Source organism: Alcaligenes nematophilus, assembly GCF_026344155.1.
GTDB classification, from domain to species: Bacteria; Pseudomonadota; Gammaproteobacteria; order Burkholderiales; family Burkholderiaceae_B; genus Alcaligenes; species Alcaligenes phenolicus.
In genome coordinates this window covers 787,361-802,408 of record NZ_JAPKMZ010000001.1, presented here as the reverse complement: position 1 = coordinate 802,408, position 15,048 = coordinate 787,361, and the positions used below count along the sequence as shown (strand labels likewise).

Sequence of the window (15,048 nt, the reverse complement as noted above, 5' to 3'; positions counted from 1 at the left end):
CCGGCTTCATCAGTAAATATCAGTAAGGAGAGCATGTAATGACACAAGTAGTAGATTCTGGTGCAGGAGCCACTTTTGATATTGCCGTGCGCTGGGGCGATCTGGATGCCATGAATCATGTTAACAATACGGTCTACTTTCGCTACATCGAGGAAGCCCGGGTCCAGTTAATGATGAAGCTGGGCATGGTGCCACCTTCTCCACGTACCGGGGTGCTGGCGCACGCCAGCCTGGATTTCCTGCGTTCGGTCCTGTATCCGGCCACTGTGCGGATTGTGCACAAATTGCTGAAAGTCGGTGGCAGCAGCATTGAGTTGGAAGTCTTTGTATGTGACGCAAATCAAGCTGATGTCATTTATGCACGTGGCCGCTGTGTGCTAGTGTCCATTAACCCCCAAGGCGGCTCACAACCTTGGACCGAAGATGAGCGTAAACAGATACACTCGGTTTTTCAGGGTTAAGCTTTACGTATACGGAAAGCATAGTCAAGTCGTAGAATGCCTGATAGCACTGTATGGTGCATAGCGGCATTATTGGACAAAGTTTGCTGTTTAGGCCAATTAAAGAGTTATTGGAGAGTCAATTGAATAAAGTCTATCCAAGCGCCAAGGAGGCGTTGCAGGGGGTCGTTGCCGACGGACAGACAGTCGCGGTAGGTGGATTCGGCCTGTGCGGAATTCCCGAAGCGCTGATTGCTGCGCTGCGCGATAGCGGAGTCAAAAACCTGACCTGCATTAGCAATAATGCCGGGGTGGATGGCTTTGGTCTGGGTCAGTTGCTGGAAACACGCCAGATCCGCAAGATGATTTCCTCCTATGTGGGCGAAAACAAGGAGTTCGAGCGCCAGTATCTGGCGGGCGAGCTGGAACTGGAGTTCACTCCTCAGGGCACACTGGCTGAAAAGCTGCGTGCCGGTGGCGCAGGCATCCCTGCGTTCTTTACCGCAACGGGTGTGGGCACTATCGTGGCTGACGGTAAGGAAATCCGCGAGTTCAATGGTCAGCAATACGTGATGGAAGAGGCCCTGGTGCCCGATGTATCGCTGGTTAAAGCTTACAAGGCCGACCGCAGCGGCAACCTGGTGTTTCGCAAGACCGCGCGCAACTTCAACCCGAACGTGGCCATGGCTGGAAAAATCACCATTGTCGAGGTCGAGGAAATTGTCGAGACCGGCAGCCTGGACCCGGATGATGTGCATTTGCCCGGCATTTACGTGCACCGTATCGTGCTCAATGCCCAGCCCGAAAAGCGCATTGAACAGCGTACCGTTCGTTCTTCCTGATTAGCGAGGCAAGATAATAATGGCTTGGAATAGAGATCAAATGGCGGCACGCGCCGCTCTGGAGCTTCAGGACGGCTTTTACGTCAACCTGGGTATCGGTTTGCCTACGCTGGTTGCCAACCACGTGCCCGAAGGCATTGAGGTCTGGCTGCAGTCGGAAAACGGTTTGCTGGGTATCGGCCCCTTTCCGACTGAGGACAAGATTGACGCTGACCTGATCAACGCCGGCAAGCAAACCATCACCACCTTGCCCGGTTCGTCCATCTTTTCCTCGGCAGACTCGTTTGCCATGATTCGTGGCGGCAAGATCAATATCGCGATTCTGGGTGCCATGCAGGTGTCGGAAAAGGGTGATCTGGCCAACTGGATGATTCCCGGCAAGATGATCAAGGGCATGGGTGGTGCCATGGACCTGGTCGCTGGCGTTGGCCGTGTCGTGGTTCTGATGGAACACGTGGCCACCAAGAAAGACGGCACAGAAGACCTGAAAATTCTGCCTTCTTGCACCTTGCCCCTGACTGGCGTGGGGGTAGTTGACCTCATCATTACCGATCTGGGGGTGATGGAAGTGACGGAAAATGGTTTAAAGTTGCTTGAGTTGGCACCAGAAGTCAGCCTTGAGTACATTCAGTCCAAGACAGGCGTCCCGCTGGACGTCAGTGCTTTGGCCTGATCGGTCTCTCTGGCTAAAAAAGCTTCGGCGCGAGTCGGAGCTTTTTTTATGCTTGATCGGTGCGTGAACGCTGTTTATGTAAAGGAAGTTGGCATGGCCCATCCCCCCGTTGCCGCACGCTTGCAGGCGCTGCGCGAACAAATGCAATTTCAGTCCGTGCAGGCAAGTATCTGGCCTACATCTGACCCCCATCTGTCTGAATACCTGCCCGATCGCTGGAAAAGCCGTCAGTGGCTCAGTGGCTTTGTTGGCTCGGCGGGCTTGCTGGTGGTGACAGCGGATTGGGCCGGTCTGTGGACCGATAGCCGTTATTGGGAACAGGCGGCCAAGGAACTGGAAGGCAGCGGCATTCAATTGCAGCGCGCAGGGGAGGCGGGTGTGCCCGAGCCCGCCAACTGGCTGGCGGAACATTTACCTGCCCAGTCGCGAGTCGCGCTGGATAGCCAGTCGGTGTCGGCACAAAGTCTGCTGGCCTGGCAAAAGGCTACGCCGGAGCTGGAGTGGGTGCTGGAGGCCGACTTGCTCAGCCCGATCTGGACGGAGCGACCTGCTGCACCTGTTGGTCAGGTGGTGGAGCATTTACCCCCGTTTGCCTGCCGCACTCGTCAGGAAAACTTGAACAGCACGCGGGCGGCCATGCAGGAGCAGGGGGCACATTGGCATTTGCTGAGTGCGCTCGATGATATTGCCTGGACCTTGAATTTACGCGGCAGCGATGTGTCCTATAACCCGGTGTTCCTGTCGTACCTGCTGATAGGCCCGGATCAGGCGTTTCTGTTTGTGGATAGCAACAAGCTGTCAGCAGGCATACAGGAGGCGCTGGTTGCGGATGGCGTGCAAGTTCAAGGCTATACCGAACTGTCCTCCTTCATGCGCGCCTTGCCTGCCTCCATGCCCATCTTGCTGGATATGGCTCGGACCACGGCCTGGGCCGCCCAACTGGCTGCGCATCTGAATGTGGTCGAATACATCAACCCGGCTCAATTGCTCAAGTCCTGCAAGACCGATGCCGAGCTGGATCATGTGCGTGAAACCATGGAAAAAGACGGCGCTGCCTTGTGCGAGTTCTTTGCCTGGTTTGAACAGCAAAGCGATGTCAATGAGCTGGATGTGGACGAACATATCTGCGCGGCGCGTGCTCGTCAGGAAGGTTTTGTCAGCCCCAGCTTTGGTACGATTGCCGCCTATAACGCCAATGGTGCCATGCCGCACTATCAGGCTACCCAGCAGTCCCATGCCCGTATTGAGGGTAATGGCCTGTTGCTTATCGACTCAGGTGGGCAGTATCAGGGTGGGACGACCGACATTACCCGTGTCGTGCCGGTAGGTCAGGTATCTGCCGAGCAGATTCGTGACTTCACGCTGGTGCTCAAAGGCATGGTGTCCTTGTCCATGCTGGTGTTCCCGGAAGGCATTGCCGGTCAGCAAATTGATGTACTGGCCCGTCAGCCTTTGTGGGAGCAGGGCCTGGACTTCGGTCATGGCACTGGCCATGGCGTGGGTTACTTCATGAATGTGCATGAAGGCCCGCAGTCCATTTCCTGGCGCGGTCGTATCGGACCTCATTCCGCCATGCGTGCCGGCATGATTACCTCCAACGAGCCTGGCTTGTATCGTCCCGGCCAATGGGGCATTCGCATCGAGAATCTGGTGGCGGCGGTTCCGGCCCTGCGCAGCGAGTACGGGCAGTTCCTGCGTTTTGAAACCCTGACCCTGTGCCCCATTGATACGCGTTGTATAGATGCCGCACTACTGACGGCTGCCGAGCGTAACTGGCTCAATGAATATCATCAGCAAGTGCGTGAACGTCTCTTGCCTCGTGTTCAGGGGGATGCACGCAAGTGGCTTGAGCAAAGGACGCAGGCGGTCTGATCGCCACCCTCTGCTCTTGTCAATAGCTGTAAGGGCTAGTGGTATTTCCGCTGTGAAATGCCACTAGTCGGGTCGCCAAGCATGGGCGCTTGCCGTTATAATCCAAATTTCCCGCTATCGCCTGATTTGACCTCAGGCGCCTTTTATAATGACCACCAAATATGTATTCGTAACGGGAGGCGTTGTGTCCTCCCTGGGCAAAGGTATTGCGGCTGCATCCCTGGCTGCCATCCTGGAGTCCCGCGGTTTGCGCGTGACTATGCTCAAGCTGGATCCCTACATCAACGTAGATCCGGGCACCATGAGCCCATTCCAGCACGGTGAAGTGTTTGTTACTGAGGATGGTGCGGAAACCGACCTGGACCTGGGCCACTACGAGCGCTTTATTTCCGCTCGCATGCGCAAGGTCAACAACTTCACCACGGGCCAGATTTACGAATCCGTGCTGCGCAAAGAGCGTCGCGGGGACTATCTGGGCAAGACCGTGCAGGTTATCCCGCACATCACCAACGAAATCCAGGATTTCATCATTCGTGGCGCCAAGGCTGCCTACAATGGTGAGGCCGATGTTGCCATCGTCGAGATCGGCGGCACAGTGGGTGATATCGAATCCCAACCTTTCCTGGAAGCTGCCCGCCAGATGAATCTGCGTCTGGGCCGCAACAACACCGCTTTTGTTCACCTGACGCTGGTGCCTTTCATTGCATCGGCAGGCGAGCTGAAAACCAAACCTACCCAGCACTCGGTGCAAAAGCTGCGTGAAATCGGTATTCACCCACACGCTTTGCTGTGCCGTGCGGATCGCGTCATTCCTGACGACGAACTGGCCAAGATTTCGCTGTTCTCCAACGTGCCCATGGACGCCGTGATTTCGGTGTGGGATGCGGATTCCATCTACAAGATTCCAGCCATGCTGCACAAGCAAGGTCTGGACAGCCTGGTGTGCGATGCACTGGCGCTGTCGCCTCCACCGGCTGATCTGTCCATGTGGGATCGTCTGGTGCAGGCCCTGGAAAATCCGGAGCACGAAGTGCGTATCGGTATGGTCGGCAAGTACGTAGACCTGACCGAATCCTACAAGTCGCTCAGCGAAGCACTGGTTCACGCCGGTATTCACACCCGTACCCGTATCAATATCGAGTACCTGGATTCCGAAGTCATCGAGAACGAAGGCACCGATTGCCTGAAAGGTCTGGACGCCATTCTGGTGCCAGGCGGCTTTGGCAAACGCGGTACCGAAGGCAAGATTCGCGCCATTCAATACGCTCGTGAAAACGGCGTGCCATTCCTGGGTATCTGCCTGGGCATGCAATTGGCGGTGGTTGAATTTGCTCGTAATGTGGGCAATCTGGTGGGCGCGAACTCGACTGAATTCGATCCATCGGCCGTGCACCCGGTTGTGGCCTTGATTACCGAATGGGCAGACCGCGAAGGCAAGATTGAGCACCGTGATGGTTCCTCCGATTTGGGCGGCACCATGCGCAAGGGCGCACAGCGTTGCCCAGTGAAGCCAGGTTCGCGTGCTGAAGCCATTTACGGTCCGGAAGTAAATGAACGTCACCGCCACCGTTTCGAAGTGAATACCTTGTATGTGCCACGTCTGGAAGAAGTGGGCATGGTGATTTCCGCTCGTACTCCTACCGAGAACCTGCCGGAAATCATGGAACTGCCTGATCATCCCTGGTTCATGGGCGTGCAATTCCATCCGGAATTCACTTCCACTCCGCGTGATGGCCATCCGCTGTTTACCAGCTATATCAAAGCTGCTCTGGACCACCAGAAAAAATCAGCCTGATAATTTGGTATGACTGAAAAGGCCCGCGCTACGCGGGCTTTTTCATTCGGGGCGACAGAGTGTGTTGCCCGCTTTCCTGGGAGTAATCATGATCGAACAGCTGGATCATTTGGTGCTGACCTGTACCGACCCGCAAGCCACGACCCATTTCTATACACAAGTGTTGGGCATGAAGCAGGAAGTCTTTGGGCAAGGACGCATTGCCTTCTGCTTTGGCTCGCAAAAGATCAATTTGCATGTGCGTGGGCAGGAGTTCGAGCCCAAGGCGCATTTGCCGGTGCCGGGGGCGCTGGACCTGTGCTTTATTGCCAGCATTCCGCTGGAGCAGGTGATCGCGCATCTGCAGTCACAAGCTTGGCCCATTATTGAAGGGCCGGTGCAGCGTACAGGAGCTACCGGCCCGATTCGCTCAGTCTATGTGCGCGACCCGGACTTGAACCTGATCGAAATCTCCGAACGATTGGGCTGACAGGCTTGCTGCACTGCGGTGCAGCAGCGCCGTCAGGAATGTGGGAGAATGCAGAAATACTGAAACGAGGTCTATTATGGATTTATGCGGTTACGACGTTGGCCTGGATCGGCCCTTTTTTCTGATCGCTGGCCCTTGTGTGATTGAATCGCGTCAAATGGCGTTTGATACAGCGGGCCAGCTTGCCGAGATTACTTCGGCTCTGGGTATCCCCTTTATCTACAAAAGCTCGTTTGACAAGGCCAACCGGAGTTCGGACAAGTCTTATCGTGGCCCCGGCATGGCCGAAGGTCTGCAGATTCTGGCGGATGTGCGCTCGCACTACAAAGTGCCGGTCCTGACCGATGTGCACGACAAGGACCAGGTCGATGATGTGGCGGCCGTCGTGGATGTGCTGCAAACCCCGGCTTTCCTGTGCCGTCAGACCGACTTTATTCAGGCCTGCGCTGCTACCCTGAAACCTGTGAATATCAAGAAGGGCCAGTTCCTGGCTCCTCAGGATATGGTGCAGGTGGTGGCAAAAGCACGTGCGGCAGCGATGGAAATGGGCGGAGATGGCTCCACCATCATGGTCTGTGAGCGTGGTGCTTCCTTTGGCTACAACAACCTGGTGTCCGATATGCGGTCCCTGGCGATCATGCGCGCCACGGATTGCCCGGTCGTGTTTGATGCCACGCACTCGGTACAGTTGCCGGGCGGGCAGGGCACGACATCGGGGGGGCAGCGTGAGTTTGTGCCCGTCCTGGCGCGTGCTGCTGTCGCAGCGGGTGTGTCGGGCGTGTTCATGGAAACTCACCCTAACCCGGACAAGGCCTTGTCTGACGGCCCGAATGCTGTCCCTCTGTCGCAGATGGCAGACTTGCTGCGGACATTGCAGCAGATCGATTCGATTGTTAAAAACAGCGGTGCCTTACAGCACGGCTATTAAAAGTAGTTTGGAGACACTATGTCCGCATTTTTGATTGCTAATGTCGAAGTAACCAACCCCGAGCAGTACAAGCAGTACCAGGAGTTTTCCAGCATTGCCATGAAAACCCACAACGTGAAAGTGTTGGTACGTGGCGGTGAAACGGTCACTCTGGAAGGCAATGCGCCTTTGCGTACCGTGGTTATGGAGTTCGACACACTGGAACAGGCCCAGGCGTTCCACGATTCCGAGGAATACCGCCGTGCTCGTCAAGCACGTGAGGGTGCTGCCAACATGACGATGTACGTGGTGCAGGGTCTGTAAGAAGCGGACTACGCCATGTAGTCAGGCAGGAAAAAGGGAGTGTGAGAACACTCCCTTTTTTGATGCTTGCAGGGACACAGTCCGACCTTCTTGAGCACGATGGCAGGAAGGAGTTGTGTGGCTGTTTAGAAACGCGGATCACGCAGGGCTGGTAGGGTCAGCTCGCGTATAAAGCTGGCGGGAGACAGTTGCAGCAGGCTACGCACAATCGTGAGCACGTCATGCACTGGAATCGTCTCGCCCTGGTCACGCTCTGCGGCGGCGTGCAGTGGCACATCCAGGCCGTCTTCCGTATTCAGGTAGCCCAGTTGCAGGCAAGTGACGGCCAGGCCTTGATCTCTATAGCCTTCACGCAGACTGTCTGCCAAACCATTCAAGGCAAATTTTGTCGCTCCGAAGGCAACTTCTGGGCGACCGCTTTGACGCAGACCCGAGGTGGAGCCAGTCAGAATCAGGCGGGGCTTTTTGCTGCGCAGTAAATGAGGCAGCAGATGACGTATGGCCAATAAGGCTCCAGTCAGATTCACATCGACCAGACGACGGATAGCCTGATCGTTTTGCGACAGAAAATCGTAATCCTCACTGAAGGCAGTGTCTTCCCAAATCCCAAGGTTATAAATCAGCACGTCCAGTGATTGCGGGCAGGCGGCTGCTAATTGGCTGGCGGCGTCAGGCTGGGACAAGTCGGCACTGATCCAGTGTTGATTGATGCCGGGATCGGGACTGAGCGGGCTGGCCGATGGTGCGGGTGTCCGGCGAGCCACGCCATAAAGCGTGTTGCCGTCTTGGGCCAGGCCGTCCATCAAGGCGCGTCCCAGCCCCATGCTGGCACCGACAATCATGATATTCATACTGTTTTCCTGTGGGGAGGATGTGCTTGGAAAGCGGTGCTTTCCGGATGGTCGCTATTGTGTACCGGGATGCCGGGATAAGGGTTGATTCAGGCAGCGCTTGTCAGGTTTTTATCACTCTCGTAAAATTGTTGACTAGGCAATAATTGCATGGTCAATGGAAATGGTAAACGTATCGGAAACAGCACAAAAGACGCCGGGGCGGGTCTTGTCAGTCACAGAGTCCATACTGGCGATGATGGGGCTGTGCTTTGTGGTGATGTTGGTGGCAATTGATCAGACTGTGGTCGGGACAGCCTTGCCCACCATTGTCTCCGAGCTGCATGGTTTTGAACTGTATGCCTGGGTGGCAACGGCGTATTTGCTGACTTCAGTGATTACCGTGCCTATTTTTGGCCGTCTGGGAGATTTTTATGGGCGCCGCCGCTTTGTGCTGGTGTCCATCGTTTTGTTTACCCTGGCTTCCGTGCTCTGCGGCATGGCGCAAAGCATGTTGCAGCTGGTACTGGCACGTGCCTTGCAAGGGATTGCGGGGGGCATGCTGGTGGGGACCGCATTTGCCTGTGTGCCTGATCTGTTTCCTGACCCCCGTGTGCGTTTGCGCTGGCAAGTCATGCTGAGCGCTTCCTTTGGGATTGCGAACGGGATAGGGCCCTTTCTGGGCGGAATTCTGACCGAGCACTATGGCTGGCGCTCCGTGTTTTATGTGAATCTGCCCGTGGGTTTGTTAAGCCTGTATTTTGTCTATCGCTATTTGCCGCAGATCCGTCATTTTCGTCAAACCCAGGTCCGCATGGATTACTTGGGTGCTTTCTTGTTGATGGTCGGTTTGGCCTGTATCCAGTTGCTGGTAGAGTTGCTGCCGCAATATGGGGGCAGCTATTTGATGGTTTTGCTTGGCCTGTGCAGTGTGGCCGCTTTTGTTCTGCTGGTGACCTGGGAGCGACGGGTGGCAGAACCTTTGCTGCCCCTGGTCTTGTTCAGTAGCCCAGCCCAATTCTCTTTGCTGGTTCTGTCTGCGGGCTTGGGCTTTATTCTGTTTGGTCTCTTGTTCTATGCGCCCTTGTTGTTGCAAGGGGGGTATGGGCTGCGACCACAAACCGCCGGTTTGTTGATCACACCCTTGGTCGTGTTCATTACGGTGGGCAGTATCATTAATGGCCGTACGATTACACGCCTGCGTCGTCCTACCTTGATGCTGTATCTGGGCCTGGTGTTGTTGACGATCGCCTGCCTGGGTATGGTGTTCATCAAGAAAACCGATCCGCACTGGCATTTTGTGATCTATGCCACTATTGCTGGCACCGGGGTCGGTTGCATCATGCCCAATCTGACGGTATTTGCGCAGGAAATTGTGGAACGCTCCATGCTGGGCATTGCCACGGCCATGCTACAGTCCATGCGCATGGTGGGTGGCATGTTGGGTACTGCTGTGGTCGGAACCCTGATCAATTATCAGTATGGGGAGGCCATCCGCACGCAATTGGAGGCTTTGCCCACAAGCTTGGTCAACTCCCTGCAAGATCCGCAAGTTCTGATGAGTGTGAGTCAGCAGACGCGGTTTCTGGAGCAGGCCGGGCAGGAAGGGCAGGTGTATCTGGGCTTGGCCCGCGACGCCCTGGCACATGCCGTCAATATGGGGATGGCCGTGACCTTGCTGCTGATAGTCTGGTGTTTTTATTGGGTACGCAAAGTGCCACCGATACGATTTAATCGTCAAGAACAGTCTTGAACATGATGAATGAATTTCCGCAACTTCAAGCGGCTCAGCAGCTGGGGCGCACGTATCGCAGCCTGATGGCGGCATTTGACCAGCAGTTGGGGATGCCCTTGCCACGCTGGCGTATCCTGATTTCCCTGTACCAGGAAGAGGGCAGCTTGTCTCAAAAGCAGTTGGTGCGTCTGCTGCGCATTGATCCGGCTGCGGTGACACGGCAGCTTAAAAGCATCGAGTCCCTGGGGCTGGTCGAGCGTTTCACGGATGAGCAGGACAACCGGCTGACCAATGTGCGTCTAAGCCCCGCTGGCCGCGAGCTGGTGGAAGCCACCTTGCCCCGGCGTCGTCGTCTGGTGGAAGCCATGCTGCAAGACTTCTCTGATCAGGATCTGAATCAGTTGATCACCTTGCTGGGCAACTGGGAAAGCGCCTTGTTGAAAGCGGCCGACAAAGATTTACTTTGAGACGTATCGGTACTTTTTGTATTTACAGAGACGCCGCCTAGTCTCGGAATTTCTGGTGATAATAAACACGTGCCGGTTTCGATCAGGATGAAGGCAGGGTCTTGAATCCAGGCTTTTTTCCAGCTTTCGGGACCAGACATGGCACGGCTGTGTCATGGGCAGGTACAATCCTGTTTTAGCAGGAGGGCAGGGGGCGCTGATTGCACTATAGCTGTCGCGCTTGCTGATCTTTTCAACTTCCAGGCTAGGCGCCTTTTCAAGCTGATTTTCACATCGGCTTACGGCGATATGCCCGGCAGCAGGATTGTTTAACTTATCTAGCTTAATGCTACTTCAGGCAGGACTGTCAAAATCATGAGTGCAATCGTAGATATTATTGGCCGCGAGATTCTGGACTCCCGTGGTAATCCAACGGTGGAGTGTGATGTATTGCTCGAATCGGGCGCTATGGGGCGTGCCTCCGTTCCATCTGGTGCATCCACTGGCGCTCGCGAAGCGTTGGAGCTGCGTGATGGTGACAAGAGCCGTTACCTGGGCAAAGGTGTTTTGCGCGCTGTCGAGAACCTGAACACAGAAATCTCCGAAGCCTTGATGGGCTTGGATGCTCAAGAACAAACCTTTATCGATCGTACCCTGATCGAGCTGGACGGCACCGAAGACAAGAGCCGCCTGGGCGCTAACGCCATGCTGGCTGCCAGTATGGCTGTGGCCCGTGCCGCTGCTGATGATTCGGGTCTGTCCCTGTACCGCTACTTCGGTGGCAGTGGTGCCATGGCCATGCCCGTGCCGATGATGAACGTCATCAACGGTGGTGCACACGCCAACAACACCCTGGATCTGCAAGAATTCATGATCATGCCCGTGGGTGCCAAGAGCTTCCGCGAATCGCTGCGCATGGGTGCAGAAGTATTCCACACCCTGAAAGGCCTGATCCACGATCAAGGCATGTCCACCGCTGTGGGCGATGAGGGTGGTTTTGCTCCTAACGTGGCCAATCATGAAGCCGCTATCGAACTGATCCTGCGCGCTATCGAACAAGCTGGCTACGAGCCCGGCACCCAGATCGCTCTGGCCCTGGATTGCGCGGCTTCCGAGTTCTACCGTGACGGTAAATACCACCTGGCTGGTGAAGGCGGCGTGTCCCTGAGCTCGCAAGACTTTGCCAACCTGTTGGCCAACTGGTGCGACAAGTACCCCATCATCTCCATCGAAGACGGCATGGCCGAAGACGATTGGGACGGCTGGCGCATTCTGAGCCAGCAACTGGGTGACAAGATCCAGTTGGTTGGTGACGATTTGTTTGTGACCAACACCAAGATCCTGAAGAAAGGGATTGAGCTGGGTATCGGTAACTCCATCCTGATCAAGATCAACCAGATCGGCACCCTGACCGAAACCTTTGCTGCCATCGAAATGGCCAAGCGCGCTGGTTACACCGCCGTGATTTCGCACCGCTCGGGTGAAACCGAAGACTCCACGATTGCGGATATCGCTGTGGCTACGAATGCCATGCAGATCAAAACAGGCTCCCTGTCCCGTTCCGATCGCATGTCCAAGTACAACCAGTTGTTGCGTATTGAAGAAGAATTGGCAGAAGTTGCTACCTTCCCAGGTCGCGAAGCGTTCTATAATCTGCGCTAATTCTGTTTGATGAACCGGGTCGGAAGACCCGGTTCTTATATCGCCATGCGCCTTATCGTCCTGCTTCTGCTGTGCCTGACCCTGGTAACCCATTACGCTTTATGGTGGGGCAAGGGCGGTTGGCTGGATGTACGGCAAATGCAGACCAGGCTGGTTGCGCAAAAAGAAACCAATGAAGCCCTGACGGCGCGTAATAACGCCTTGCTGGCCGAGGTTCAGGATTTACGCTCGGGTACCCATGCAGTCGAAGAGCGCGCCCGTAGCGAGTTTGGCATGATGCGTGAAGGCGAGATCTTTGTGCAGATTGTGCCTCCCGGTGGTTCGGCTTCCACAACAAGCAGCCCACGTTAAGAAGTAGCGCGCAAGGCGCTGCTGGAACGGCTGTTCAGCCGGTTCCTTTCTGATAATTCTTCTTTTTTCCCTTATTGCTGTCCCGACTACGGCCACAACTGCTGATTGCGGCGACTGTACGTCTGTTTCCCGCTTGGGTCAGGAATGCGTTTATCGCGTCCTATGCTGCCGCCACCTGCCACCCGCTCTGGCTGGCTCGGCGATTAGTAGCAAGCAGGGTTTGGAGGTGAGTAGTCAGCTCCTCCTGAGTCTGGTGTGGGGGCGGCAGGCCCTGGAGAAGGGGATGCATCACCTGATCCTTGAGCAGGGCCATCCCATGATGGCAGACGGCCATCCCCGTCCGTTGATGGCGGTTCTGCTGGCTCCAGGTCTGTGGACCAGCCTGTTTGGGAAACTGGCAAGGCAAGCTCGTTTTCAGTCTGCTGGGCATAGACGACCCGACCGTCAGCCAAGTCATCCCACTGCACGGCATTGGACTGCATAGGGTGTCTGATTTCCAGGCGTAGCCAGACCGCTGCCGAACCTGAAGGGCCAGGCATGCTGGCAGCAAGCTTGGGTAGCAGGCGAAGCAAGGAAAGAGGGCCCGGCTTATGGGCATAGAGCAGGTACAAGTGCAATGTGTTGGCCTGGTAGATGCTGGGGCCGCCGTGGCTGGCTTGATCCGCTTGTTGTGCCTGCCAGCCCTGGGTAATGCTTGTACGCCCCTCATGAAGCCGGGAAGGCCTGCCATGCAGTATAAAAGCCTGTGGCGAGGGCGACAGGATCTGGATCTGCCATTGATCGTGCAGTGGCACTTTGGCAGCAGCCAGTGTTTGGCTGAATGCCAGGGCAATGGTTTCAGGCCGGGCATGCTGCACACTGGCCTGGCGAGCCGCCTGTAACAGGCCGTGCTGCAGGCGTACGCGCAAGGAGTACAGCGTCAGCACGTCCAGCACCAGCCAGCTCAGCAGGATGATCGCAAGCAGGGCTCCCATGATGTGAGCGCCAGCCAAACCAGATTGAGGATGGGGTGAGGAAAAAGAATCAGCCATGATGCTGCCATCATGGCTGAGTGTCTTTTAGCTTGGTAGAAGGACTTGTGCGGGTGTAGTCCTTCGTAGCGGTTTCTGCTTAGTGCAGGGTATCGTCACCAGGCTGGGTATCGCCCTTGTCGACAAACAGGGACGCGCAGTCAATTGCATCGTACTGATAGGGCTTGCCGCAGAAGTTGCAGGACACATTGATGGTGTCTTGTTCTGCCAGCATTTGCTCGATTTCTGCCCGGCCCAGCATGCGCAGCATATTGCTGACGCGTTGACGGGAACAGGGGCAATGCCAGCGCACGGACTGAGGTTCAAAGACCTGCAGGTCTTCTTCCCAGAACAGGCGATGAATCAAGGTGTCGCTATCGAGTTGCAGCAATTCTTGTGTCTGGACGGTGGAGCCCAGCGCCAGGGCGCGTTCCCAGGTGTCCAGGTTTTGCGCCAGGCTGTGGCCGCCTTGGGGCGGGATACGTTGCAGCAACAGCCCTGCACAACGGTTTGCGTCGGCGGCCAGCCACAGGTGGGTATCCAGTTGCTCGGAGGTGCGCATATAGGTTTGCAGAACCTCGGCAACGGTCTCGCCTTCCAGAGGCACCACGCCTTGGTAGGGGCGGAAATCCTTGCTGCTTTGACGCGGAGCCAGTACTACGGTGAAGCGGCCTTGGCCTTGCGGGTTCAGCAGGGTTTGCAAGGTGCCGGTTTGGGGCACGGGATGGTTCTCACGCAGCGACACCGTTGCGCGTATGTCCATGTCCGACGTGCATTCCACCACCAGCAAGGCGATCGGGCCGTCGCCCTGGATTTGCAAAATCAGGGAGCCGTCAAACTTGAGGTTGCCCGCCAGCAGTACCGAAGCGGCTACCAGCTCGCCCAGCAAGTCGCGGATGCAGGCAGGATAGTGCTGGTGTTCCAGACCCATTTGCCAGGCTTGCTCAAGATGAACAATCTGGGCTCGTGTGCTTTGGTCGGCGAACAAGTATTTTTTTAAAATGTCAGTCATGACTTTGCTGTACTACTAAAAAATGAAGAGGCAGCCTGCCTGCTCAGGTGGCTGCCGAAGTAACACGGGTAGGGCGCGCATCGATCAGGCGAGTCTTGCTAAGACGGTCGTGCAGGAACTGCTGGTCTTTGTCGAACCAGGTCCAGATGAAGTTCAGAAAAGGCGTAAACACGATAAGCAGGTCCGTGGACGCATAGCCTGTGTAGCCAGACAGAAGCTGAACCAGCAAAGCTCCCAGCAAGGGCAGGGGCCATAGCAGAATATAACGCAGCAGCAGGGTACGCAGGGCAGGAATCTGACCTTGCTCGTCTACCAGTCTCATATGCCAGGTTTTCATGGGCAGGGTCTGGCCCACTTTGCGCCAGCACAGCACGAAATAAATCCCCAGCGCAATAAATAGAACGACCTGACGCACATGACGCAGATCCAGGCCGCTACGGCTTTGGGTCAAGGTGTCAAACAGATAGCCGGTGGTGAAAATAACGCCAAATAGCAGGATGGATTCATACATCATGCAGGCAAAGCGTCGCCAGCGGCCAGGAGTAGTGAAAGTGGGTGTCATGGTGCGTCTTGAGGCAGGGAAGACTGCCATTATCGCGTATATCGCTGCCTAACGGAATGCTGCCGGTTCGGGGCTGGAACAGAAGGCATGGAGTCGGGCGGGCCCCAGAAGGGTAGAA

At 56.0% G+C, this 15,048-nt stretch carries 16 protein-coding genes; 12 read left to right on the top strand and 4 right to left on the bottom strand.

Features of this window, described 5'->3' with window-relative positions:
- The first annotated feature begins 38 nt into the window (after positions 1–38).
- From OSH04_RS03825 to OSH04_RS03790, 8 genes are all read left to right on the top strand, one after another.
- Positions 39–461 carry an acyl-CoA thioesterase gene (locus OSH04_RS03825; RefSeq protein ID WP_009456536.1) on the top strand — a complete coding sequence of 141 codons (423 nt, stop codon included), beginning with the start codon at positions 39–41 and terminating at the stop codon, positions 459–461.
- A 122-nt stretch (positions 462–583) separates the two neighbouring features.
- Positions 584–1,282 carry a CoA transferase subunit A gene (locus OSH04_RS03820; RefSeq protein ID WP_009456533.1) on the top strand — a complete coding sequence of 233 codons (699 nt, stop codon included), beginning with the start codon at positions 584–586 and terminating at the stop codon, positions 1,280–1,282.
- Positions 1,283–1,301: 19 nt separating this feature from the next.
- Positions 1,302–1,955 carry a CoA transferase subunit B gene (locus OSH04_RS03815; protein WP_009456529.1) on the top strand — a complete coding sequence of 218 codons (654 nt, stop codon included), beginning with the start codon at positions 1,302–1,304 and terminating at the stop codon, positions 1,953–1,955.
- 93 nt (positions 1,956–2,048) lie between these two features.
- Complete coding sequence (locus OSH04_RS03810) at positions 2,049–3,827, top strand: aminopeptidase P family protein (protein ID WP_266107963.1); 1,779 nt, start codon at positions 2,049–2,051, stop codon at positions 3,825–3,827.
- A gap of 148 nt (positions 3,828–3,975) precedes the next feature.
- Positions 3,976–5,622 (top strand): CTP synthase, encoded by a 1,647-nt coding sequence (locus tag OSH04_RS03805; RefSeq protein ID WP_009456525.1) that lies wholly within the window; start codon positions 3,976–3,978, stop codon positions 5,620–5,622.
- Between the two features lie 88 nt (positions 5,623–5,710).
- The gene (locus OSH04_RS03800; RefSeq protein WP_266107962.1) at positions 5,711–6,091 is read left to right on the top strand and encodes a VOC family protein; all 381 of its coding nucleotides are present in this window, start codon (positions 5,711–5,713) and stop codon (positions 6,089–6,091) included.
- 76 nt (positions 6,092–6,167) lie between these two features.
- Positions 6,168–7,019, top strand: a complete 852-nt coding sequence (gene kdsA, locus OSH04_RS03795; protein ID WP_009456521.1) for a 3-deoxy-8-phosphooctulonate synthase — start codon at positions 6,168–6,170, stop codon at positions 7,017–7,019.
- An 18-nt stretch (positions 7,020–7,037) separates the two neighbouring features.
- A complete protein-coding gene (locus OSH04_RS03790; protein WP_009456520.1) occupies positions 7,038–7,322 on the top strand; it encodes a DUF1330 domain-containing protein in 285 nt (94 codons plus the stop codon).
- A 125-nt stretch (positions 7,323–7,447) separates the two neighbouring features.
- Here the strand turns inward: OSH04_RS03790 and OSH04_RS03785 are convergent, their stop codons facing one another.
- Positions 7,448–8,173, bottom strand: a complete 726-nt coding sequence (locus OSH04_RS03785) for an SDR family NAD(P)-dependent oxidoreductase (protein WP_266107961.1) — start codon at positions 8,171–8,173, stop codon at positions 7,448–7,450.
- 163 nt (positions 8,174–8,336) lie between these two features.
- On the opposite strand from OSH04_RS03785, the gene OSH04_RS03780 reads away from it, so the two are divergent.
- The 4 genes from OSH04_RS03780 to ftsB all read left to right on the top strand — a co-directional run bounded on the left by OSH04_RS03780 (position 8,337) and on the right by ftsB (position 12,346).
- The gene (locus OSH04_RS03780; RefSeq protein WP_266107960.1) at positions 8,337–9,905 is read left to right on the top strand and encodes an MFS transporter; all 1,569 of its coding nucleotides are present in this window, start codon (positions 8,337–8,339) and stop codon (positions 9,903–9,905) included.
- Between the two features lie 2 nt (positions 9,906–9,907).
- Complete coding sequence (locus OSH04_RS03775) at positions 9,908–10,354, top strand: MarR family winged helix-turn-helix transcriptional regulator (RefSeq protein WP_052159446.1); 447 nt, start codon at positions 9,908–9,910, stop codon at positions 10,352–10,354.
- A 354-nt stretch (positions 10,355–10,708) separates the two neighbouring features.
- The gene (eno, locus tag OSH04_RS03770) at positions 10,709–11,995 is read left to right on the top strand and encodes a phosphopyruvate hydratase (RefSeq protein WP_009456510.1); all 1,287 of its coding nucleotides are present in this window, start codon (positions 10,709–10,711) and stop codon (positions 11,993–11,995) included.
- A gap of 45 nt (positions 11,996–12,040) precedes the next feature.
- Complete coding sequence (ftsB, locus tag OSH04_RS03765; RefSeq protein WP_088450492.1) at positions 12,041–12,346, top strand: cell division protein FtsB; 306 nt, start codon at positions 12,041–12,043, stop codon at positions 12,344–12,346.
- A 203-nt stretch (positions 12,347–12,549) separates the two neighbouring features.
- On the opposite strand, the gene OSH04_RS03760 is transcribed toward ftsB, so the two are convergent.
- The 3 genes from OSH04_RS03760 to OSH04_RS03750 all read right to left on the bottom strand — a co-directional run bounded on the left by OSH04_RS03760 (position 12,550) and on the right by OSH04_RS03750 (position 14,930).
- Entirely contained in the window at positions 12,550–13,377 is an 828-nt protein-coding gene (locus tag OSH04_RS03760) for a hypothetical protein (protein WP_266107959.1), read from the bottom strand.
- Positions 13,378–13,456: 79 nt separating this feature from the next.
- On the bottom strand, positions 13,457–14,368 hold the full coding sequence (gene hslO, locus OSH04_RS03755; protein WP_266107958.1) for an Hsp33 family molecular chaperone HslO: 912 nt from the start codon (positions 14,366–14,368) through the stop codon (positions 13,457–13,459).
- Positions 14,369–14,411: 43 nt separating this feature from the next.
- Positions 14,412–14,930, bottom strand: coding sequence for an RDD family protein (locus OSH04_RS03750; RefSeq protein ID WP_026483072.1), 519 nt, complete (start codon positions 14,928–14,930; stop codon positions 14,412–14,414).
- Positions 14,931–15,048 lie beyond the last annotated feature (118 nt).